General features: G+C 68.1%; 16 protein-coding genes and 1 pseudogene. 12 read left to right on the top strand and 5 right to left on the bottom strand.

Features of this window, described 5'->3' with window-relative positions; genetic code table 11:
* Positions 1-209: 209 nt before the first annotated feature.
* The 4 genes and pseudogenes from GN153_RS04210 to GN153_RS04195 all read right to left on the bottom strand — a co-directional run.
* Positions 210-2234 (bottom strand): annotated as a pseudogene (locus tag GN153_RS04210) (type II secretion system F family protein); the annotation flags it as partial.
* Positions 2231-4903 (bottom strand): type II/IV secretion system ATPase subunit, encoded by a 2673-nt coding sequence (locus GN153_RS04205; RefSeq protein ID WP_159900145.1) that lies wholly within the window; start codon positions 4901-4903, stop codon positions 2231-2233. The pseudogene GN153_RS04210 and the gene GN153_RS04205, both read right to left, overlap by 4 nt.
* Before the next feature lie 139 nt (positions 4904-5042).
* Entirely contained in the window at positions 5043-6182 is a 1140-nt protein-coding gene (locus GN153_RS04200) for a pyridoxal phosphate-dependent aminotransferase (RefSeq protein WP_159900143.1), read from the bottom strand.
* Positions 6179-6667: an Lrp/AsnC family transcriptional regulator gene (locus tag GN153_RS04195; RefSeq protein ID WP_159900141.1), complete on the bottom strand. Its 489-nt coding sequence runs from the start codon at positions 6665-6667 to the stop codon at positions 6179-6181. The genes GN153_RS04200 and GN153_RS04195 overlap by 4 nt, the downstream gene beginning before the upstream one ends.
* A 151-nt stretch (positions 6668-6818) precedes the next feature.
* Between GN153_RS04195 and GN153_RS04190 the strand changes: the two genes are divergently transcribed.
* From GN153_RS04190 to GN153_RS04140, 11 genes are all read left to right on the top strand, one after another.
* Positions 6819-7022 (top strand): HVO_0649 family zinc finger protein, encoded by a 204-nt coding sequence (locus GN153_RS04190; protein ID WP_159900139.1) that lies wholly within the window; start codon positions 6819-6821, stop codon positions 7020-7022.
* A gap of 76 nt (positions 7023-7098) precedes the next feature.
* Entirely contained in the window at positions 7099-7515 is a 417-nt protein-coding gene (locus GN153_RS04185) for an EamA family transporter (protein ID WP_159900137.1), read from the top strand.
* Positions 7516-7598: 83 nt separating this feature from the next.
* On the top strand, positions 7599-8183 hold the full coding sequence (locus GN153_RS04180; RefSeq protein ID WP_159900135.1) for a thioredoxin family protein: 585 nt from the start codon (positions 7599-7601) through the stop codon (positions 8181-8183).
* 453 nt (positions 8184-8636) lie between these two features.
* Positions 8637-9449, top strand: a complete 813-nt coding sequence (locus GN153_RS04175; RefSeq protein ID WP_159900133.1) for a BtpA/SgcQ family protein — start codon at positions 8637-8639, stop codon at positions 9447-9449.
* 25 nt (positions 9450-9474) lie between these two features.
* Positions 9475-10140 (top strand): O-methyltransferase, encoded by a 666-nt coding sequence (locus GN153_RS04170; RefSeq protein ID WP_159900131.1) that lies wholly within the window; start codon positions 9475-9477, stop codon positions 10138-10140.
* Positions 10141-10234: 94 nt separating this feature from the next.
* Positions 10235-11386: an acyl-CoA dehydrogenase family protein gene (locus GN153_RS04165; protein ID WP_159900129.1), complete on the top strand. Its 1152-nt coding sequence runs from the start codon at positions 10235-10237 to the stop codon at positions 11384-11386.
* Positions 11387-11448: 62 nt separating this feature from the next.
* Positions 11449-15570 (top strand): Eco57I restriction-modification methylase domain-containing protein, encoded by a 4122-nt coding sequence (locus GN153_RS04160; RefSeq protein WP_159900127.1) that lies wholly within the window; start codon positions 11449-11451, stop codon positions 15568-15570.
* Between the two features lie 169 nt (positions 15571-15739).
* A complete protein-coding gene (locus GN153_RS04155; protein ID WP_159900125.1) occupies positions 15740-16045 on the top strand; it encodes an ArsR family transcriptional regulator in 306 nt (101 codons plus the stop codon).
* A gap of 126 nt (positions 16046-16171) precedes the next feature.
* Positions 16172-17173, top strand: a complete 1002-nt coding sequence (locus tag GN153_RS04150; protein WP_159900123.1) for a DUF4349 domain-containing protein — start codon at positions 16172-16174, stop codon at positions 17171-17173.
* A gap of 78 nt (positions 17174-17251) precedes the next feature.
* Positions 17252-17476 carry a hypothetical protein gene (locus GN153_RS04145; RefSeq protein ID WP_159900121.1) on the top strand — a complete coding sequence of 75 codons (225 nt, stop codon included), beginning with the start codon at positions 17252-17254 and terminating at the stop codon, positions 17474-17476.
* A 97-nt stretch (positions 17477-17573) separates the two neighbouring features.
* Complete coding sequence (locus GN153_RS04140; protein ID WP_159900119.1) at positions 17574-18818, top strand: MFS transporter; 1245 nt, start codon at positions 17574-17576, stop codon at positions 18816-18818.
* A 123-nt stretch (positions 18819-18941) separates the two neighbouring features.
* Here the strand turns inward: GN153_RS04140 and GN153_RS04135 are convergent, their stop codons facing one another.
* Positions 18942-19355 carry a universal stress protein gene (locus GN153_RS04135; protein ID WP_159900117.1) on the bottom strand — a complete coding sequence of 138 codons (414 nt, stop codon included), beginning with the start codon at positions 19353-19355 and terminating at the stop codon, positions 18942-18944.
* A gap of 325 nt (positions 19356-19680) precedes the next feature.
* Between GN153_RS04135 and GN153_RS04130 the strand changes: the two genes are divergently transcribed.
* The gene (locus tag GN153_RS04130) at positions 19681-21576 is read left to right on the top strand and encodes a 2-oxoacid:acceptor oxidoreductase subunit alpha (RefSeq protein ID WP_159900115.1); all 1896 of its coding nucleotides are present in this window, start codon (positions 19681-19683) and stop codon (positions 21574-21576) included.

Genomic DNA, 21576 nt, shown 5'->3' with positions numbered 1-21576 from the left:
CCGGCGCGTCGTGGCCGGCGTCGTCGCCGGCCGGCGACGGGTGCCGACCGCTCGCGGCTCCCGCGAGGCGAGTCTGCCTCGTCCCCGCCCCCGTCGGAGCGGAACCGGGAGACGCGGGCCCGGAGGTCCCGGAGCGCGGCGGGGCCGGTCGCGCCGACCAGCAGGAGCATGGACTCGCTGGAACCGCTCTCGCCGGAGGAGACGGCGCTGACTGCGACCCACACGAGCAGGGCGACCGTCGAGAGCGCGACGGCGTATTTCACACCCGAGACCAGCTCGACGTTGCGGATGTACCCCGCGATGAACGAGGAGATGACGGCCTGCAGGGTGACGGCGTGGAAGAACAGCAGCGAGAGCACCTCGGTGTCGACCCCGCTGAAACTCCCCGCGGGGTTGGCACCGCTCCCCCCGCCGGACCCGCCGGCGGACTGGGCCAGCCCGGCCATCACCTCAAGGAACTGCAGCTTCAGGAGCGCCATCACGCCCAGCAGGGTGAAGTAGGTCATGATGATGATGACCATCTGCATGCGCGTGCGGGCCTTGCGCTCGCGGTCGATGTCGTCCTGGTTCTCGGAGGCCTGGGCGGCCGTCGAGAGGACGTCCTGGATCTGGTGGGAGGCCTCCTGGGCCTCGCCGATGAGCTTGACTGTCCGGGCCAGCCGCGGGATGTGGTACTTGTTGTTGAACTCCCGCAACGCCTCCTTGAGGCTGGTCCCGTAGTTGACCTTGGCGTGCATGGTCTCGAACTCATCGGCCAGCTTTCCCGAGGAGGTGTCGGAGACGACACGGACCGATTCCAGCAGCGTCATCCCGGTGTCGTTGGCGCTTGCGAGCTTCCGGAGGTTGTCCGAGAGGCTACCAAGTACGCCCCGCCGCGAGCGGACGTTCCACTCGTAGAAGACCGCCAGCGGGAGGAAGTTGATGTACATCGGCACGTAGAACCAGATGAACGTGCTCCAGACGGGCTGGGCGACCATCCCGTCGAAGGAGAGCGGGGCGTTCCCGGTGAGGACCGCGCCCAGGAGCACCAGAACCGAGAAGGGGATCGTTACCGCCAGCACCAGCATCGGGTGGTCCTTGAAAAAGAGGTGTGGCGCCCGGAGGATCTCGAGGAGTTCGTGGGTCCCCTCGCGGCGCTTGATCCGGTCGAAGACGCCGTGGTCGCCGGTGTACTGCTCGACCAGGCCGGGGTTGAACACGCCGATCCCGCCCTGCTGGGGGTCGATGTCCTCGGCGGTGTCGGCCCGGATGTAGCCGTCGCCGATGCTGTCCTGGGTGACCGTCGAGACGAGCACCAGAAAGCCCACGCCGATCAGCGGGATCAGCCCGTAGACCGTCCCGTACAGCAGCATCGCCTGGGCCTCGCCCATCATCTGCATGATGACGAGGATGATGATCAGAAGGAGGGGGAACAGCGAGAGGGTCATGTACATCTCGCCGAACAGCTCCAGGGTGTCGAGCAGCTTCTCCTGTTCCTGCTTGGCGGTGCGCATGTGCTTGTCCTTCTGGTCCTCCAGGAAGCCGGTCATGTCACCCCCGGAGTTGATGATCGAGAGCATGTCCGTCAGGAACTGCGAGAGTTCGTCGCTGGGCGTCTCGATGGCCTGATTCCGGATGGCGGTCCGGTAGTCCGTGTCGAAGTACTCGGTCTCGAGGACGATCGACTGGAACTCCTTCGCAACCTCGCCGTAGGTGTCGTCGGCCTTGGCCATGGCCTGGAGGATCTCCAGCTGGTTCATGCCGCCGACCGAGAGCGCGTACATGAAGGAGATCGAATCCGAGAGGAGGACGTTGATCTCGCGTTTGCGCGCGCTCGCCCGGAAGTAGGGGATCGACACCAGCGAGCCGAAGCCGATCGTGAAGCCGATCGACCCGAACAGGAGGCCGGCGAGGACGATCAGCAGGGGGCCCTTGATGGCGTTGACGACCGGCAGGAGACTCTCGGGGACCGGCAGGCCGATCAGTGTCGTGCCGGGGTCGACGAAGGCCTGGACGAACAGCCAGCCGCCGAAGACGCCGAGCACCCACAGCGCGAGGCCGGCGATGGTCCCCACGGCCAGCGCGCGCGAGAGGAACATCTCCACGTTGTCGGCCATCCGCGCCTGGCCGAGCTTCTCCTCGATGCTGGCGACGAACTCCCCGTCCCCGTCGAACAGCCGGTCGTAGAGGGGGTAAAACGTCGCCCCCAGCGAGTCACCGCCGAGGGTCTCGCCACCCTGACGGTCGAGGCTCACGGCTGTCCCTCGCTCTCCTCGTCCTCACCCGCCTTGGGGACGAACTCGCCGAAGTCGAGGTCGTCGCCGAGCCCGCCACCCTCCTCGATAGGCGTCTCCGAGATGGGGGTCTCGGGGATCGGCGTCTCCTCGCCGGCCTCCTCGTCGGTAATCCCCTGGAGCGCGTTGACGATGTCGCCGGCCTCCATCCCCCGGTAGCGCTCGAACATCGGCTCGGCGTTCTCCATGATCTCCGCCGTCTCGTCCATCAGGTCCTCGCCGGGGTCCGGCCGCGGCGTCAGTTCCTCCTTCTCGGGGTCGACCTCGATCTGGACCGACTCCATCTCCCGCAGGTCCTCCAGCGACCGCTCCAGGCGCTCGTTGGCGATGACCGTCAGGATCGTCTCGGGGTCGTTGATGAAGGCCTGGATCGTCGCCGCCACCTCGGTGTAGCTGTTGAGCCCGTTGCGGATGAGGTAGGCGAGCACGACCTTCCGCTTGAACAGCTCCTCGTCCAGGCGCTCGCGGGTCCACCCGCGGTCGAACTTGATCTCCTCGAGCGTGCTCGAGGAGCCCATCTGGAGGAACTCGTCGGTCTCCGCGCGCCACTCGTAGACGTCCCGGACGTTGATCTCGTCGTTCTCGGGGGTGTACTCGTTGATCTCGGTGAGGGTCTTGCTCCGGCGGACCTTGTGGCCGTCGACGCGGGTCGAGGTCTGGATCGAGACCAGGTCCAGCGCGGTGAACAGCGTCTTCGAGACGTTGATCGGCTCGGTGGTGAACCGTTTGATCACCTCGCCGACGGAGTCCGCGTGGAAGGTCGTGTAGGTGGTGTGGCCGGTCGACATGACCTGGAAGAGGGTCCGTCCTTCCTCCCCCCGGACCTCGCCCATCACGATGTAGTCGGGCCGTTGCCGGAGTGCGGCCTCCAGCAGGTCGAACTCGTCGACGTCGCCCTTGTCGTCCTCGCCGAACGAGGGCCTCGTTACGGACGCCACCCAGTTGCGCTGTGGGAGTTCGACCTCGCGGGTGTCCTCGATGGAGACGATCTTGGCGCTGGAGGGGATGAAGAGGGAGACGGCGTTCAGGCTGGTGGTCTTCCCGGAGGCGGTACCGCCGGCGAAAATGAGGGACTTGTTGTTCTCGATGCAGAGCCACAGGAAGGCCATCTCGTCGAGGTTGAACGTGTTCCAGTTGATCAGGTCGACCGGAGTGAAGGGGACGTCCTTGAACTGGCGGATGGTGTAGTTGGTGCCGTGGTCCGAGACCTCCTGGCCCAGCGTGAGCTGGGCACGCGAGCCGTCGGGGAGGGTGGCGTCGACCTGGGGCTGGCGTTTCGAGATGCCCTTCCCCGAGCGCTGGGCCAGCTTGACGACGAACTCGTCGAGTTCGCTCTCGCCGTGTTCGACGTTGGTGATGATCTGCTCGTAGTCGGTGTGGTAGACGAACACCCGGGAGTTGTAGCCGTCACAGGAGATGTCCTCGACGTTGATGTCGTGTTTGACCGCATCGATCCGGGCGTAGCCGATGAAGTTGCGCTTGAGCAGGTACAGCAGCTTCTCGACCTGGTACTCGGTGAGCGTCTCCGGGTCGTCCTCGAGGATCGCCGGCTCGGGGCGGACGGCGATCCCCTCGAGTTCGCCACCGGTCGACTCGCTCTCGGCGCCGTTCATCCCGAGCATCCCCTTGAGCTGTGCCAGCATCCCGTCCTCCTCGTCGCCGCTCCCGTTCGTGTGGACCGTCGTGCCGTCGTAGAGGTCGTACCGGTTGAGCAGGTTCTCGGCCTCCCGCTGGATGACCTGCGCCCTGTCGGTGTCGCTGCCCTGGACGACGACGTCGTCCTCGGAGTACTTGATCGCAGTCTTGAGCTTCCGCGAGAGGAAATCGCGGAGCCGCTCCTCGATTTCGTTGCTGTACGGTTCGATGACGTAGTACTTGCGCTCGTTTTCCTTCCGGGAGTGGAAGATGACGACGCAGGCGTAGGGCTTGTTCACCCAGTAACGGTCCTCCTCGTAGAAGTGGGTCTTCTTCTCCATCGGGACTGCCTTCTCCAGGTCGTAGCGGTCGACGACCGTGCAGTAGCCCTCCCGGGTCGAGAAGAAGTCGTCCTCGTCGAGCTCCTCTCTGACGTTGACGGTCCGCTCCTCGACGATGTCGGCGAGTGTCTCGGCGGCGTCCTGCCCGCGGGAGAGCCGTGGCTCGGTCTCGGCGGGGTCGAATCCCAGATATCCCGCCGGCTCGAAGGGGATCTGCTCGCCGGCCTGGTTGCGCGGGAGCGCGCCGCCGGCCTCGTAGTAGTACTCCCGCTTGAAGTGTTCCCACTTGTAGGTGTCCTTGACCACCGGGGTCGTCTCGGGGTCACAGAACGCCTGGAAGTGGTCGTCGAGGTCTGCGGCAGCGCCGGCTGCCTCGCGGAGGCGGTCCCCGAGGTCCGCGGGGTCGAACCCGAGATACTCCGCCCGGTCGAGCGACCCCTCGCCGTCGGTCTCGCGACGGAGGTCGGTCCAGGAGTACTCCCCGACGGCCACCCGGGGGTCCTCCGGAGCGACGCCCTCCCGTTCCGTGTCAGCCGCCCGGTCGGGGTTCGACCCCGGGGTCGACCCCCACTCCAGCTCCGATTCGGCCGCCGAGTCCGGGTCGGCCTCCGGGTCCGACTGGCCCTCCTCGCCCCCCGTCTCGTCGGTTGCCATTAAGGCCTCCCTACATGTGCCGCGTCAAAAAGATTGTCCCCCGATTTCAGCGAGTGGATCCGGCGAAATCAGACGATACAGGGGGGATCGTCCGGAAAGGAGTTCCTACCCGTCCGAGACCGGCCGGGGCCCCGACCCGTCAGTCGAGGAAGCTCTCGATGCGGGCGAGCGCCTCCTTGAGCTCGCCCAGCCCGGTCGCGTAGGAGACCCGCAGATGGCCCGCACCCCCCTCGCCGAAGACCCCACCGGGGACCGCCGCGACGCCCTCCTCCTCCAGCAGCCCCTCCGCGAATGCCTCCGCGTCGCCGCCGGGCACCTCGGGGAAGGCGTAGAAGGCCCCGCCGGCCGGGAAACAGTCCACCCCGAGCTCGTCGAACCGCGAGAGCACGAAGTTCCGCCGGCGGTCGTACTCCCGGCGCATCTCCGCGACCGCCCCGTCGCAGCTCTCCAGGGCCTCGATGGCGGCGTACTGGGCAGTGGTCGGCGCCGAGAGCATCGTGTACTGGTGGATCCGGTTCATCGCCGTGACCGCTTCCGGCGGACCGAGCGCGTAGCCCAGCCGCATGCCCGTCATCGCGTAGGCCTTCGAGAACCCGTTGAAGACGACCGTCCGCTCGCGCATCCCGGGCAGGGTGGCGATGGAGGTGTGCTCGTGCTCGTAAGTGAGTTCGGCGTAGATCTCGTCCGACAGGACGAACAGGTCGTGCTCGCGGGCGAACTCCGCCACCTCCGCCAGTTCGTCACCGGTCATCGTCGCGCCGGTGGGGTTGTTCGGGTAACAGTACATCAGCGCGTCGGCGTCGGCCGCCCCCGCCCGCTCGAGGCGCTCGTAGGTGAGCTTGAACTCGTCTTTCGGGCGGGTGGGGACCGCACAGACCTCTCCGCCGGCGAAGGTGACCGCGGGGACGTAGGAGACGTACGTGGGCTGGGCGACCGCGACCGTGTCGCCGGGGTCGACCAGCGCCCGGCAGGCGAGGTCCAGCCCCTCGCTTGCGCCCGCCGTCACCAGCACTTCCTCGTCGGGGTCGTAATCCAGCCCGTAGCGCTCGCGGGCGTCGTCGGCGATGGCCTCCCGGAGTTCGCGACGGCCCCGGTTGGCCGTGTAGGAGGTCTTGCCCTGCTCCAGGGAGGTGATCGCGGCCTCCCGGGCCGCCCACGGGGCCGAGAAGTCGGGCTCGCCGACGCCCAGCGAGATGATGTCCTCCTTCTCCTCGGCGAGTTCGAAGAACCGTCGGATCCCGGAGGGCGGGACGCGCTCGACGCGGTCGGCCGGCTTCATGGCGAGACCGAGAGCCGGTCGTCGTCCTCGCCGTCGCCGAACTCGATGCCCTCGTCCTTGTAGGTGTCCATGACGTAGTGGGTGACCGTCTGGGTGATCTCGGGGACGGGCGCCACCTTCTCCGAGATGAACGAGGAGACCTCGCTCATCGACTCCCCCTCGACTTCCATCAGGAGGTCGTAGTCGCCGCTGACGAGGTGCAGCGACTCCACCTTGGGGAACTTGGCGACGCGCTCGGCGACCTCGTTGTAGCTGGTCTCGCGGTCCAGGGTGACGTTGAGCTCGACGGCCGCTCGGACCGGCTCGTCCTCGACGCGCTTCCAGTCGACGACCGCCCGGTACCCTCTGACGACGCCGCTGGCCTCCAGTTCGGCGACGACCTCCTCGACGTCGTCCTCCTCGAGGCCGGTCTGACGGGCGATGTCCTCGACGGAGGTCCGGGCGTCGGTCCGCAGGATGCCGAGCACGTCGCTGTGGCTGCTCATACCTGTAGGGACCCCAGCGCGAACAAAATCCTGTCGGTCCGCCGCCACCCGCGGCGCCGGCCGCCGGTTCCGCGCCCGGAGATGCGACCGCTCGCCGGCGGCTGGCGACCACGGCGCGAGATTTATGCGTCGGGACCGGAAACATTGCTACATGGCAACGTATGACACGACCGGCGGCGGGGCACTCGAGCGGCTGCGGCGCCGGTACGAGACGACCGAGAAGAAGTGCCCGGCCTGCGGGTTCGTCGACGAGGCGGGCAACTGGACCAGCGAGACCGACGGCCGGCGGGTCGTCTACCACCACGTCTGTCCGAGCTGTGGCGCCGACCGCGAGCACGTCATCGAACTCGGGTAGGCGGGGCGCTGCGCGCCGGAACCGGGCCCGCACCGAACCGTAGCGACTGAAACCCCCTCGGGGCGTAGTCCGGGCCATGAACTACGTGCTGTGGGCGCTTCTCGGGATGGCGAGCTACACGATGGTCGCGCCGCTGATGAAGATCGCGCTGACGGACGTGCCAAGCGACGTGGCCGTACTGCTCTCGAACCTCATCCTCGTGGCCGTCGCGGGCGGGCTCGTCGCCGTGTCGGACAACAGCGCCGTGGACTTCCTGACACACTCGAAGACCCCCTACGTCTACGCCGCCGGGCTCTTTCTCGCGGTCGGGATCATCGCCTACTACCGGGCGCTCTCGCTGGGGCCGGTGAGCATCGTCGTCCCTATCTTCGCGATGTTCATCGTCACGAGTTCGGCGGCGGGTGTGGTGTTGCTCGACGAGACGCTCACCCTCCGGCGCGGCGCCGGGATCGTCCTCGCCATCGTCGCGGTGTACCTGACGGCGACCGGCTGAGCCGCGACCCGGCAGGCAGGCAGGCCGGCGCTGCCTCGACAGGTCAGCGCTGCCCTGAAGGATGGCGCGCCCGAAGGTGCGGTATGGTCGCACTCGACTCCGAGGAAGTTCTGGAGCGCGGCGACGAGGCACCGGCTTTCGAGCTACCCGGCACCGACGGCGAGACCCACGCACTCTCCGAGTTCGCGGACCGCGAGGCGCTTCTGGTGGTCTTCACCTGCAACCACTGCCCGTACGCGAAGGCGAAATTCGACGAGCTGAACGCCCTGGCAGAGGAGTACGACGAGGTGGCCGTCGTCGGGGTCAACCCGAACGACGAGGAGGAGTACCCGGAGGACTCCTTCGAGAAGATGCGGGAGTACGTCGAGCGCGGCGACGTCCGGTACGACGCCTACCTGCGCGACGAGAGCCAGGAGGTCGCGGCGGCCTACGGCGCCGTCTGCACGCCGGACCCGTTCCTCTTCGAGAATGTGAGTGGGACCTTCCGGCTGGCCTACCACGGCCGGCTGGACGACGCGCTCAACCCCGACGACGAGCCCACCGAGCGCGAGATGAAGGGACACATCGAGACGTTGCTGGCCGGCGGCGAGGTCGACGCCGGATTCAAAGCCTCCCGTGGCTGCTCGATCAAGTGGAAGCCCGGTAACGAACCCGACTACGCCGGGTGACAGGAGACCGCGTCGGGGCAGCGGTCGGGACGGCCCCGTGGCTCGCGGTCGGAATGTCGGAGATGAATGGGTGCGCGGTAACCACCCGGACCCGGACTGGAGACGTTTTCCCCACGTCCGTTACGGCTGTGCCGGCGTGTTGCCGGGTTCCCACCGGCCGGTTTCCCGGCCGGCGGTAGTTGGCCTTCCTCCGCCCCCTCCGGAAGGGACGGCGTCGGTGTGGTGCGGTTCTCCTTCGGACCACCGCCCTTATGATTTCGGGAGGCGTTCCCAGCCCGTCGCTTCCCTATCGGTCTTCGACGGACCGTCCAGTTGGCCCGGATGACTTCCCGCGCAACTGTGAGGTTGGCGCCAGGTGATAGTAAGCTTTGTTGAAATTTGCGTGTCAATATCTCACGGAAACTGTGACCGCGGACGGGCCAGGGTTTAGTCCGGTCGGGGCGAAGGCCGGCCATGGACGTCGAGGCGGTCTTCGGACGCGAGGGGGCGGTGGTCGGGATGGTCCACCTCCCGGCCCTGCCCGGCTCGCCGGGGTACGGGGGCGAGAGGAGAGCCGTCCGGGAGCGGGCGCGCGCCGACGCGGCCGCCCTCGCGGAGGGTGGCTGCGACGCCGTCCTCGTGGAGAACTACGGCGACGCGCCCTACCACCCCGAGTCGGTCCCGGCCCACGTCGTCGCGGAGATGGCGGCGGTCGTCGAGTCGGTCACGGGCGAGGTGGACCTCCCCCACGGCGTGAACGTCCTCAGGAACGACGCCGAGGCCGCCCTCTCGGTGGCGGCGGCCACGGGTGGGTCGTTCGTCCGGGTGAACGTCCACACCGGGACCCGCGCGACCGACCAGGGGGTGCTCGAGGGGCGGGCCCACGGGACGCTCCGGCTGCGCGAGCGACTGGACGCCGACGTGGCCGTCCTGGCGGACGTGGCCGTCAAACACTCCGGGGCGGTCGCCGACCGCAACCTCGCGCGGCTGGCTCGGGAGACGGTCGACCGGGGGCTGGCCGACGGGCTCGTGGTGTCGGGGCCGACGACCGGCGAGGCGGCCGACGGCGACCACCTGCGCCGGGTGCTCGACGGCCGGGACGATGCCACCCGCGACGTGCCCGTCTTCGTCGGCAGCGGCGTCACGGCCGACAACGCCGCGGACCTGCTGGAGCTTGCCGACGGGCTGGTCGTCGGGACGGCGCTGAAGAGAGGTGGCGAGACGGCCGCACCCGTCGAGCGCGAGCGCGTCCGGGCGCTGGTCGAGGCGGCCGGGCGCAACCGGTAAGCCCACGGCGCCCGCCAGGCCGGATATGTCAGATGTCCTCCCGGAGGAAGTCACGGCCCTGGCCGAGGCGGTCGGGCCCGAACCGGACGAGCTGGTCGAGGAGATGGACGCCCGCGCCGAGCGGGAGGGGTTCCCGACGGTCGGCCCCGCCGTGGGTGGGTGGCTCGCACTGCTGGCTCGCGTCGTCGACGCCCGCCGGGTCTTCGAGTTCGGCTCCGGCTTCGGCTACTCCGCCTACTGGTTCGCGCGGGAGCTGCCCGCCGACGGCGAGGTCGTCCTGACCGAGGTCGACCGCGATGAACTCGAGGACGCCCGGACGTACTTCGAGCGCGCCGGCCTGGCCGACCGGGCACGCTTCGAGCACGGCGACGCCATCGAAACTGTCACCGAGTACGAGGGGCCCTTCGACGTGGTCCTGGTCGACAACGAGAAGTCCCGGTACGTCGAGGCTTTCGAGGCGGTCCGGGAGAAGGTCCGGGAGGGCGGGCTGGTGCTCGCGGACAACGCCGTCACCGCCGGCCCCATCGACCGGACGGACGTGCTCGCGCTGCTGTCCGGGGAGTCCGTCGAGGCGAGCGATGCCAGCCGGGGGATCGCCGACTACCTCGGCCACGTCCGGGAGGCCGAGGGGTTCGAGACGGCGCTGTTGCCGCTGGGGGAGGGCGTCGCGGTCTCGGTCAGGCGGGACTGAGTCCCGTCTCGGGAGCCGGGCCGCCCGTGCCGACCGCGTCCCGCCCGGGGTCGGCGTTCCTCGTGTTTTTGCTTGCCGAGCCCCAACAGGGGACATGGACCTTCTCGACGAGTCCATCGTGCCGGAACACGCACGGGACGTCAAACGCGAGGCCCGCGAGTTCGCCGAGGAACACATCGAGCCCGCCGCCGAGGCCCACTACGAATCGGGGGAGTACCCCTGGGAGGTGCTGGAGGCGGGGATGGAGGCGGACCTGGTCGCGCCCGACATCCCCGAGGAGTACGGCGGCCGCGGGTTCGACCTGCCGGAGATGCTGGCGCTGGCCGAGGAGTTCTACCGCGCCGACGCCGGCATCGCCCTCTCCCTGCAGCTGGCCAGCTTCGGCGCCGAGATGACCTACGAGTACGGCACCGAGGAACAGATCGAGGAGTACATCCGCCCCGTCGCCGAGAACGAGCAGATCACCGGGCTCGCGGTCTCCGAACCCGAGACCGGCAGCGACCTCGGCGGGATGACCACCAGCGCCGAGAAAGACGGCGACGAGTGGGTCCTCGACGGCGAGAAGTACTGGATCGGCAATGGCGTCGAGGCCGACTGGGTCACGGTGTACGCGAAGACGGGGGACACGGGCAACCGCTACGACGACTACTCGATGTTCATCGTCCCGACCGACACGCCGGGCTACGAGGCCGAGCACATCCCCGAGAAGATGGGCTTTCGGGCCTCCAAGCAGGCCCACATCACGCTGGAGGGCTGCCGGGTCCCCGAGGAGAACGTCGTCGGCGAGGTTGGCCAGGGCTTCTACATGCTCTTCGAGTTCTTCAACCACGGCCGCGTGGTCGTCGCCGGCCACGGGCTCGGGCTGGGCGCGGCGGCCATCGAGGAGGCCAGCCACTTCGTCCACGACCGGGAAGCGTGGGGCCAGTCGGTCAGCGAGTTCCAGGCCGTCCAGCACGACCTCGCGGAGATGCGGATGGCCTTCGAGTCCGCCCGGGCGCTGACCTGGCGCGCCGTCGAGAAGGTGCAAAACGGCGAGCACCCCGGCTACTGGGCCGCGCTCGCGAAGGCCACTGCCACGGAGGCCGCGATGGACTGCGCCGAGACCGGCATGTCCCTGCACGGCGGCCGGTCGGTGCTCAACGAGAACAAGATCTCCCGCATCTATCGGGACGTCCGGATCCCCGTCATCTACGAGGGGGCAAACGCCATCCAGCGCGACCTGATCTACGGGCAGGCCCCGCGGTAGTCCGCCGTTACCGGGCGCTCCCCAAGATTGATACCGTTGCCCTCGTGCGCTCCAAGGGACGAATGAGCCAGGCCACCCTCGGGTCAGCCCCCTACCGGAACTCGAACCTCTTCTCGGGATACTACCTCGACGAGCGCGTCGACGACCTGGAGGGGTGGGACTGCGACAGCGAGGCCGAGGCCGCCTTCGAGACGCTGCGGGAGCTGTGGGCACAGGAAGGGGACCTCGTCGCGGGGTACAAGGAGGACGAACTGCTCGCCGCCTGGGTCGACGAGGTGCTCGACACCCTCGGCTTCGGCTCGCTCTCGGAGCCGACGCTACCCGACGGCGGCGGCTACAACGACCGCCTCCTGTTCGAGTCCGAGGGAGCCCGCCGGGAGGGCGCCGCGCGGCGCCGGGACGGGAACGCCGAGGCGATGTACGCCCGCGCGGCGGCGGTCCTGGAGGCCAAACAGTGGGGCGCGGACTTCTCGGCGCGGTTCAACGAGGCCCGCTCCTACCGGGACGCCTCACACCAGGTCAAGTACTACCTGGAGCGCACGCCCGAGGACCTCCGGTGGGGCGTGCTGACCGACGGCAAGAAGTGGCGCCTCTACGGCACCAAGGACTACGCCACCGAGACCTACTACGAGGTCGACCTGCCGGAACTGCTGGAGTCGGGGAGCCTGGAGGAGTTCAAGTATTTTTATGCTTTTTTCCGGCCGGCGGCCTTCCGCGAGACGGCGGGGACCTCCTTTCTGGACCGGGTCTGGAACGAGAGCGAGACCGCCGCCCAGGAGCTGGGCGAGGACCTGCAGGACAACGTCTTCACCGCCCTGCGGGTGCTGGGGGAGGGCTTCGTCCACACCAACGACCTCGACATCGACCCCGACGACGAAGCTGCCCGCCGGGAGCTGAAAGAGCAGTCGCTCGTGCTCCTCTACCGGCTGATGTTCGTCCTCTACGCCGAGTCCAGGGGGCTGATCCACCCCGAAGAGCCCGCCAAACAGGCCGAGTACGAGGAGCACTTCAGCCTCGACCAGCTCCGGCTGGAGGTCCACGAGGACATCCAGTCCGGCGACAGTTTCGAGGACTACAGCGGCTTCGCCACCCAGATCTGGGGGCGACTTGAGGACCTGTTCGGCCTCGTCGACGAGGGCGAGGAGTCGCTGGGGATCCCCCCGTACAACGGCGGCCTCTTCGACCCCGAGGAACACGAGTTCCTCGCCGAGCACGAGGTCGCGGACCGCTACATCGCGGAGGTAATCTACCGGCTGGGGACCACGGAGGCCGACGGCGCGGGCGCCGCGGGGGACGGAGCGGGTGAGGGGTCGTTCGTCCTCGCGGACTACGCCGACCTGGACACCCGCCACCTCGGGAGCATCTACGAAGGGCTCCTCGAGCACGAGTTCCGGATCGCCCCCGAGCAGTACGCCGCGGTCGCCGCCGACGGCGGACAGGTCTGGAAGCCCGCCACGGAGGTCAGCGTTGCCGACGCGGTCGAGACCGTCGAGGAAGGGGAGCTGTACGTCGTCAACGACGAGGGCGAGCGCAAGGCGACGGGCGCCTACTACACCCCCGACTACGTCGTCTCCTACATCGTCGAGGAGACCGTCGACCCCCTGCTGGAAGACATCGAGGCCGACCTGCGCGCGGACGGACTGGAGCCCAGCGACCGGGAGTACTTCCGGCGGTTCTGGCAGGCCGTCAAGGACCTCCAGATCCTGGACCCGGCGATGGGAAGCGCCCACTTCCTGACGAGCGCGACGGGCTACCTGACCGAGCGGGTGATGGAGGTCGTCCGCGAGCAGGAGATCCAGTCCTACGACGAGCAACACCTCCGCCGGGAGATCGCCAAGGAGTGCATCTACGGCGTCGACGTGAACGGGATGGCCGTCGAGCTGGGGAAGCTGTCGATGTGGCTGGAGACGCTGGCGGCCGACCAGCCGCTCGCCTTCCTGGACCACCACCTCAAGACCGGGAACTCGCTCGTGGGTTCGGACATCACCGAGGTGCTCTCGGAGGACCCGGAGGACGGCGGCGGGCAGCTCACCCTCGGGCAGGCCTTCGCCCGCGCCCGCCAGGAGACCCTGGGCCACGTCATGGAGCTGATGCAGGACCTGCTGGCCATCGACAACGAAACGCTCGAGGACATCAAGTCGATGGAGGAGATCTACGGGGAGATCCGCGCCGATCCATTATATCGGCGGCTGTTCGAGGTCGCCAACGTCCACACCGCCGAGCAGTTCGGGCTGGACGTCCCCGAGGGCGTCTACGAGGAGATGGCCGGCGCCATCGAGGATGACGATGCGTGGGCCGACATACAGGAGCGGGACTGGTTCGCCAGCGCGCAGGCGATGGCCGACGAGGAGGACTTCTTCCACTGGGAACTGGAGTTCCCCGAGGTCTTCTTCGGCGAGGACGGGGAGCGGATGGAGGGTGCAGGGTTCGATGCCATAGCTGGAAATCCGCCGTATGTCAATATCATTCGAATCCCAGACGACCAAGCCACCTATTTCAAGGACACGTACGAGACAGCCTTTCGGCGGTTTGATTTGTACGTGCTATTCTCCGAATTAGCCGGCTCGCTGGCCCGGACCAGCGGCTATTATTCCTATATTGTGCCCGATAAGATCCTAACAGAGTCGTACGCCTCCGTCTGGCGCGAGACCGTTCTCGATGATGGCGACATTCACAGGATTCTGGATCTACGTGAGCAGAACGTTTTCGATGATGCCACGAATGCGCCCGTCGTGTATATCTCTCAATCGGGAGGACAGGCTACGACTATCGGTATTGATGTGATGAATCAGTCAGGAGTGACTGAGCGGTGCCACCTCCCTGTTGCAGAGTATCAACGTCTACCAGGTGCACAGATCCGCATTGATTGGACTGAGAAGACCCCCGATATGCTGAGGGCGATTCGGGAGAATTCGTTTCCTCTCTCACGATTATATTATGCGAGCTGGGGAGCCCAGCCTGGGAACGCCAGCCGGTTTGTTTTCGACGAATACCCCTCTGATGTGGAGGGCGAGGTCGTCGAATTGATCAAGGGAGCGGACATCTCAAGATATTCAATCTCGTACAATGGCAGATATCTATGGTATGACCGGCAAGAGCTACACAGGCCGGCATTTCCCGAACTATTCGAGAATACAAAAGTGTGTATTCGGAAGGTAGCTGGAGCAAACGGTCTTGTAGCCGCCATCGATGAAGAACAGTATTATACTGAAGATTCAGTTGTCAACGTCATTTCCAAAGCCGATTTAGTAGAAGCTGATGACAGCACTCTCTCTGCACGCGGCATCGAAATCGTTGAGCACACTCGGCCAGCTTCTGATTCGGACGAGTCCATGGTCTACGACCGGGATACGACGATTTACTCCGATGATTTAGAGCGATCCCAGAATGTACAGGCCAAGTCTGTCCTCGGCATCATCAATTCGTCGTTGATGCATTATTATTACATGCAAGCTATCAGCGGACAGTTGAACGTCTTTCCGGAACATATCAGAAAACTACCGCTGGTGTATGACTCATCGACTTACGAATCCATAGATGAGAAAGTACAGAAAATAGAGCAGTTGACGGTACAGCGACGGAATCTCAATGATAATCTGTTAGACCACCTCGGTTCGTACTCGGACGGCCAGACCCTCGCGGACGCGGGGTTGACCCAGCCACCGGAGGGGGCCGCCGACTCCATCCTCCAGGCCACCGCGGAGGAGTACCCCAACCTCCGGGTCGGGGAGGCCACGGTGGCCCGCGAGTCACCCACGACGGTCACGGTTCGGCTGACGGCGCGGTACAAGCCCGACGACGAGGATGCGTATGAAACGGACCAGTGGGGCTACACCGAGACCGACCCGCTGCCGGCGCTGCGGGTCACGGACCTGAGCGAGACCGAGGCCGACCTGGTGGAGGCCTTTGTCCCGGTGGCCGTCGACGAGGCCGGCGGCTTCGCGGGCTTCCGGGAGACCGCCACCAAGACCAACTCGCCGGTCGACCGCCTGCGCGCGCTCACGCTGCCCGCGGTCGCGGACGTCCGCGAGGGGCTTGCGAGCTATCGGGAGACGCGGGCCCGCGCCGACGAACTGGAGGCGAAGATCGAGCGGACGGACGACCTGATCGACGAGATCGTCTACGACCTCTACGGGCTGACCGAGGAGGAGGTCGCGGTCGTCGAGGAGACCGTCGGCGAGTGAGGGAAGGGGGGTGGCGACCGGTTTTCCCGCTCGTCCCGTTCTCGCCCGGAACGGGTGGGCGCGCGGTCACTATCGGAGCGGAGCGGGGCGACAAGAGCTCCCATGGTGTGCCATGCCACAGGCGTATCGGTCGGGGGCCTGTTGGTCGACCGTGTTGGATCCTTCAACAGTGGACGACATTTTCGATGCGCTCTCCAGTCCCTACCGGCGCCAGTTGCTTCTCTCACTGTTGAGACACAACCCCCAGGACGACGACGACCGGGACCCGCTGAACGTGGTTTCGGAGGATATCGAGCCGGAGGTGCTCGAGCTCGACATCGTCCACAACCACCTGCCGAAGCTCGAGGAGATGGGGTTCATCGAGTGGGACCGGGAGGCGAACAAGATAAGCAAGGGTCCGAACTGGGGGGACATCGCGCCGCTGCTGGTCCTGATCGAGAACCACCGGGACGAATTCCCCGACGACTGGCCCTGAGCGGGACCCGGTCACTGCGCCTGCGTTCGGCCCTGGGGACGAGGGTCCGGACCGGCAGCCCGGAGGGTCAAACGACCGTCCGGCCTTACGCTTCTTTTTTGTGTCGCTCGTCGGATCAGTCCGAGCATGGACCGGACACGCGGGCTCGCGACCGTCGCGCTCGTCGCCCTGGTGGTGCTGGCGGGCTGTGGGTCGCTCGGGGGCGGCGGCGGGGCCGCCAACGCCGGCGACGGCGGTGGCGGCGGTGCCGACGGGGCGGACGGGCCGGCCGGCGGTGACGCTGGCGCCGAGGCCGGCGGTGGGGACGCGGTCGCCGGCCAGGCACAGGTCGACAGGGCGGTCATCAGGACCGGGACCGTCGAACTCCGGGTCGGGGACTTCGAGGCCGCGCGCTCGGCCGTCGCGGACCGGGCACGGAGTCTGGGCGGCTACGTCAGCGAGTCGGGCTCGACCCGGAACACCCGGGACAACCGCTCGTGGACGACCGGCTACGTCGTCGTCCGGGTGCCCGCCGAGCGCTTCTCCGACGCGCTCGCCGACGCCAGGGAGCGCGGGACCGTGCTGAGCGAGGGGACCGAAACCGAGGACGTCACCGACCAGCTCGTCGACCTGGAGGCGCGGCTGACGAACCTGCGGGAGCGCCGGGACAGGCTGCGCTCCTTCTACGACCGGGCGAACTCGACGGAGGAACTCCTGCGCGTCGAGGAGCGGCTCTCGTCGGTCCAGTCCGAGATCGAGCGGCTGGAGGCAGAGCGACGCGCACTCGAGAACCGCGTCGCGTTCTCGACGCTCCGGGTGGAGCTGCGCGAGCCAGAACCCGGAGCGGACGCTGAGGACGACGCCGGGAGTTCGCCCGTCTCGGCGTTCCTGGGCTCGGTGGGGGCGCTCGGTGACCTGCTGTACGGGGCCGTGCTTCTGGCCGCTCGCCTCGGCCCGTTCGTGCTCTTCGGGGGCGCCGTCCTCGCCGCCGGCCTCGTCGCGCGGCGGGCGGTCGGCGGGCGTCCTCCCTGGCGCACCGACGACCCCGCTGCAGGCGGGTCCGGACCCCCCCGGGACGGCGACCCTGGCGACGAGCGCGACCCGTCAGAGGGCGAGGGCGCGCCTGCGGACGAGGAGACCGGGGAGTGACCCGAACCCGGACGCGCCGCCGGGGCTCCGTGGTCGGCCGGCGCAACGGTTTCGTCGCCAGCAGGCGTCGGGGCCCACATGCCCTCCAGCATCCGCACCTCGTACGCGAGTGTGGCCGACTGGCTCCACGAGCACGCCATCGTCTGGTGGCTGATACTCGCAGTCGTCCCCGGCGCCACCTACGGGGGTGCCGAGATGGTGTTACACGACGGCTCCCCGACCCGGGCTGCGGTGCTCGGGACCGCATTCGGTGTCACCTTCGCTACGGTGAGCATCCTCGTCCGGCGGTGGCGGCGGGGCTGAGGGCCGGCGTCGTTCCCGTTCCCGGGCGGGGCTCGTTCGCCAGCCGTCGACACGGAAACCGGCAACAATTTGAGCCCGAGACCGGTCGGGGGTTTCTATGAGGCTGCTCCGGGCCCGGCTCGCCGACGGGCCGGTGTACTACGGCTGGCTCGTCGTCGCGGCCTGCTTTCTGGCAAGCGGCGTCGTCTTCGGGATGACCTACTCCTTCGGTGTCTTCCTCGACCCGCTCGCGGCGACGTTCCCGGCCTCGACGGCCCGGATTTCGCTGGTCTTCGGGGTGCAGCTGTTCGTCCTCTACGTGGTCGCCCCGCCGATGGGCGGGGTGGTGGAGTGGCTCGGGCCCCGGCGGGGGCTCGTGCTCGCGGCCGCGCTGCTGGGCGGGGGGATGGTCGCGGGGAGCCGGGCCGGCAGCCTCCCCGTGCTCGTCCTGACCTACAGCGTCGTGACCGGGGCCGGGATGAGCGTCGCCTTCGTCGTCGGCTACGCCACGCCGCCGCAGTGGTTCCGGCGCCGGCGCGGCCTGGCGACCGGCGTCGCGAGCGCCGGCCTCGGGGTCGGGATGGTCGTCATCGCCCCGACCGCCGCCGCGCTCGTCGGCCGGGTCGGCTGGCGAGGGGCGTTTCTCGTGCTGGGAGTCGCCCTCGCGCTCGCGCTGGTGCTGGCGGCGCTGCTGATGGCCGACGACCCCGCAGGCGTCGACGCCGCGGTCGACACCGAGTTCCCGGACGGGCGACCGGAGGCGACTGGCGGCTGGCGCGAGCAGCTGCGCGGGGTCCGCGCGGTCGCCGGGAACCGCGCCTTCCTCCTCCTCTTTGCCGGCTACGTGCTGCTGTACGGGACGCTGTACGTCCTGCTCAACCACCTCGTCAACTACGCCGCCGGGCAGGGCATCCGGGAGACGGGCGTGCTCGCGCTGAGCGTGCTGGGCGGGACGACTGCGCTCACCCGCCTGGCCGTCGGCGGGGTCGGCGACCGCCTGGGTCGGCTGGCCGTCTTCGTCGCCTGCGGGGCCGCGATGGCGCTGGCGGTGCTCGTCCTCCCGCTCGCGCACACCTCGCTGCTGGTGCTCGCCGTCGCCGTCTTCTTCGGCGTCGGCTACGGCGGCACCGGCGCACTGCTGTCTTCCGTTCCCGCGGACCTGTTCGGCGAGCGAAACCTCAACGCCCTGTTCGGGCTCGTCTCGCTGTCCTTCGCGGTCCCCGGGCTGCTCGGCCCCTTTGTGGCCGGCGTCGGGGTCGACCGGCTGGGCAGCTACACGCCGGTCTTCGTCGCGACGGGCGCGGTCGGGCTCGCCGGTATCGCGCTCGTCGCGGTCGCCGCGCGGCTCCAGGGGGAGCTGTGAGCCGCCCGTGACCGGACACTGGGGGGACGGGGGCAAAACGAGGGTCAGTCAGGCGAGCGTTGACGGGACCCGCGTCGGCGATTCCCGGGGGATCGCCGAGGCCGGCCCCACCCCCTCCGCGACCTACTCACTCGCGTCGGCCCGCGGGAGCGCGATGACGGGCCGGTCCGCATCGGTGACCAGATCCAGGGAGACGTCGCCCGAGAGAAACTGCATGAGTCGGTTGCCGCCGCGGGCGCGGTAGGCGATGGCGCTCGCGTCGACCGCCTCGGCGGCCTCGAAGATCGCCTCGGCGACGTCCCGGCCGTAGGCGGTGTGTTCGTCGGCGTCGGGGAAGACCTCCCGGACCGCCGCGTAGGACTCCTCGGCCAGCTCCTCGGACTGTTCGACCGGAGTCTTGTCCGGGACGCCGCCGCCCTTCTCGACGACGTGCAGCGCGGTCACCCGCTCCGGGTCGTACGGCTCGAGCCGTCGGGCCGTCGCGAGCGCGTCCTCCTCGTGTGCGACCGGGAGCAGGACGTGTTCGAGAATGTTCATCGTCCCACCCGCGCCCCGTCTCGGGCCAGGTCTGTGCGGCGCATACTCCGGCCTCGGCCGCGGCGGATATTAAAAACCCGGTCGGGCGACCGACGGGCCGGGCGGAGAGTCGGACGGTCCTCGTCTCCCGCCCTCAAGTACCCGGCAGCCCACCGCCGCCAGTAGCGGCGCTCGGGGAGCGGTGCGGGGATTCCAGTCGCGTCCCGCGGCCGCCGGCACGGCCCGCAGTCCATCACGATCGTTATTCATCCATTCGGTGACAAGAGTTTAGTCCCGTCACGACAAAGGTTGACATACGGCACCCGACCGGGGCCGACACCGACATATGACAGACCAGACACTAATGTGGCGGATCGCCGGCGGGTCTGGCGACGGGATCGATTCGACGAGCCAGAACTTCGCCAAGGCGCTGATGCGGTCGGGGCTCGACGTCTTCACCCACCGGCACTATCCGTCGCGGATCAGAGGCGGCCACACGTACGTGGAGGTACGGGCAGCCGACCAGCCGGTCCGCTCGCGCGGGGACGGCTTCAACTTCCTGCTCGCGCTCGGCGACTCCTTCGCCCGCAGCCCGCAGGAGGGGGCCTACTACGGCAACGAGAAGGTCAAGCCGCTGGCCGAGAACCTCGACGACCTCAACGAGGGCGGGGTCGTGGTCTACGATACCGGCTTCTTCGAGGAAGAGGACATCGCGGAGATCCGGCTGGAGGAACGCGCCCAGCAGGAGGGCTGGCACGTCTACCCGATGGACCTGCGGGCACTCGCCCGCGAGCACGGCCGCGAGGTCATGCGCAACACCGCGGGCGTCGGCGCGACGGCCGCGCTCGTCGGCAAGGACGTGAGCTACTTCGAGGAACTCGTCGAGGAGGCGATGTCCGGCGAGGTGATGGAGGCAAACCTCACCATCCTCGAAGAGGCCTACGAGCAAGCAAGCGAGTTCGAGTTCACTCACGACCTGCGCGTCCCGACGGGGAGCCACGAGACCGACCAGGCGCTGATGAGCGGGAGCAACGCCATCGCCTACGCCGCGCTCGATTCGGGCTGTCGGTTCATCGCCGGCTACCCGATGACCCCCTGGACGGACGTGTTCACGATCATGTCCCAGAACCTCTCGGACTTTGGCGGCATCGCCGAGCAGGTCGAAGACGAGATCGCCGCCGCCGCCCTCGCGCTGGGGGCCTCCCACGCCGGCGTGAAGGCGATGTCGGGCTCCTCCGGCGGCGGGTTCGCGCTGATGAGCGAACCCCTCGGGCTGGCGGAGATGACAGAGACGCCGCTGGTGCTCGTGGAGGCGATGCGGGCCGGCCCCTCTACAGGGATGCCCACCAAGACCGAGCAGGCCGACCTCGAGCACGTGCTGTACACCAGCCAGGGCGACTCCAACAGGGTCGTGTTCGCGCCCGGGAATCTGGAGGAGGCCTACGAGCAGACCCGGACTGCCTTCCAGGTCGCCTACGACTACCAGATCCCCACCATCATCCTCTACGACCAGAAGCTCGGCGGGGAGATGCGCAACGTCGGCGTCGACTTCTTCGACCGCGAACCCGACCCCTCGCTGGGGGCGACGCTGACCGAGGAGGAGATCAGCGAGGCCGCCCACCACGAGTCGGGCAAGTTCGAGCGGTTCCGGCATGACCCCGAGAACGGCGTCAGCCCGCGTTCGATACCGGGCCAGACCGGCGGCCGGTTCCTGGCCTCGGGCAACGAGCACAACACGGTCGGCCACATCAGCGAGGACCCCGACAACCGGAAGGCCCAGATGGACCGCCGGATGCGGAAACTCGAGCACGTCCGCGAGGAGCTGGACGGCCGCGATCAGTCCCACCAGACCCGCCACGGGCCCGCGGACGCGGAGTACGGTCTGCTCGTCTGGGGGAGCCAGCAGGACACCGTCTTCGAGGCCGTCGACCGCCTGAACGCGGCCGGCCACGACGTGAAGGCGCTCGGGGTCAGCGACATGCTCCCCTACCCCGAGGCCGAAGTCCGCGAATTCCTGGAGAGCGTCCGGGAGTGCGTCGTGGTGGAGATGAACGCCACCGGCCAGTTCCGCGGGCTGACCCAGAAGGAGCTGGGCCAGTACGGCGAGAAACTCTCCAGCCTCCTGAAGTACGACGGGGAAGCGTTCGAACCCGGCGAGGTCGTCGACGGGTTCGAGTCGAGCATCGACGGCGGCCAGCCGGCCGCCGGGAACATGAAGTTCGTGCCAGCGGCAGGTGACTGA

Origin of the sequence: Salinirussus salinus (assembly GCF_009831455.1) — an archaeon.
In the GTDB taxonomy this organism is placed as follows: Archaea; Halobacteriota; Halobacteria; order Halobacteriales; family Haloarculaceae; genus Salinirussus; species Salinirussus salinus.
Note: the sequence above shows the minus strand (reverse complement) of the source record. Positions and strands in the feature narration are given on the sequence as shown.

Excerpts from the sequence above, each read along its gene's own strand:
- GN153_RS04205 (WP_159900145.1), bottom strand. The coding sequence starts at position 4,903 with ATGGCAACCGACGAGACGGGGGGCGAGGAGGGCCAGTCGGACCCGGAG.
- GN153_RS04200 (WP_159900143.1), bottom strand. The coding sequence starts at position 6,182 with ATGAAGCCGGCCGACCGCGTCGAGCGCGTCCCGCCCTCCGGGATCCGA.
- GN153_RS04195 (WP_159900141.1), bottom strand. The coding sequence starts at position 6,667 with ATGAGCAGCCACAGCGACGTGCTCGGCATCCTGCGGACCGACGCCCGG.
- GN153_RS04190 (WP_159900139.1), top strand. The coding sequence starts at position 6,819 with ATGGCAACGTATGACACGACCGGCGGCGGGGCACTCGAGCGGCTGCGG.
- GN153_RS04185 (WP_159900137.1), top strand. The coding sequence starts at position 7,099 with ATGAACTACGTGCTGTGGGCGCTTCTCGGGATGGCGAGCTACACGATG.
- GN153_RS04180 (WP_159900135.1), top strand. The coding sequence starts at position 7,599 with ATGGTCGCACTCGACTCCGAGGAAGTTCTGGAGCGCGGCGACGAGGCA.
- GN153_RS04175 (WP_159900133.1), top strand. The coding sequence starts at position 8,637 with ATGGACGTCGAGGCGGTCTTCGGACGCGAGGGGGCGGTGGTCGGGATG.
- GN153_RS04170 (WP_159900131.1), top strand. The coding sequence starts at position 9,475 with ATGTCAGATGTCCTCCCGGAGGAAGTCACGGCCCTGGCCGAGGCGGTC.
- GN153_RS04165 (WP_159900129.1), top strand. The coding sequence starts at position 10,235 with ATGGACCTTCTCGACGAGTCCATCGTGCCGGAACACGCACGGGACGTC.
- GN153_RS04160 (WP_159900127.1), top strand. The coding sequence starts at position 11,449 with ATGAGCCAGGCCACCCTCGGGTCAGCCCCCTACCGGAACTCGAACCTC.
- GN153_RS04150 (WP_159900123.1), top strand. The coding sequence starts at position 16,172 with ATGGACCGGACACGCGGGCTCGCGACCGTCGCGCTCGTCGCCCTGGTG.
- GN153_RS04145 (WP_159900121.1), top strand. The coding sequence starts at position 17,252 with ATGCCCTCCAGCATCCGCACCTCGTACGCGAGTGTGGCCGACTGGCTC.
- GN153_RS04140 (WP_159900119.1), top strand. The coding sequence starts at position 17,574 with ATGAGGCTGCTCCGGGCCCGGCTCGCCGACGGGCCGGTGTACTACGGC.
- GN153_RS04135 (WP_159900117.1), bottom strand. The coding sequence starts at position 19,355 with ATGAACATTCTCGAACACGTCCTGCTCCCGGTCGCACACGAGGAGGAC.
- GN153_RS04130 (WP_159900115.1), top strand. The coding sequence starts at position 19,681 with ATGACAGACCAGACACTAATGTGGCGGATCGCCGGCGGGTCTGGCGAC.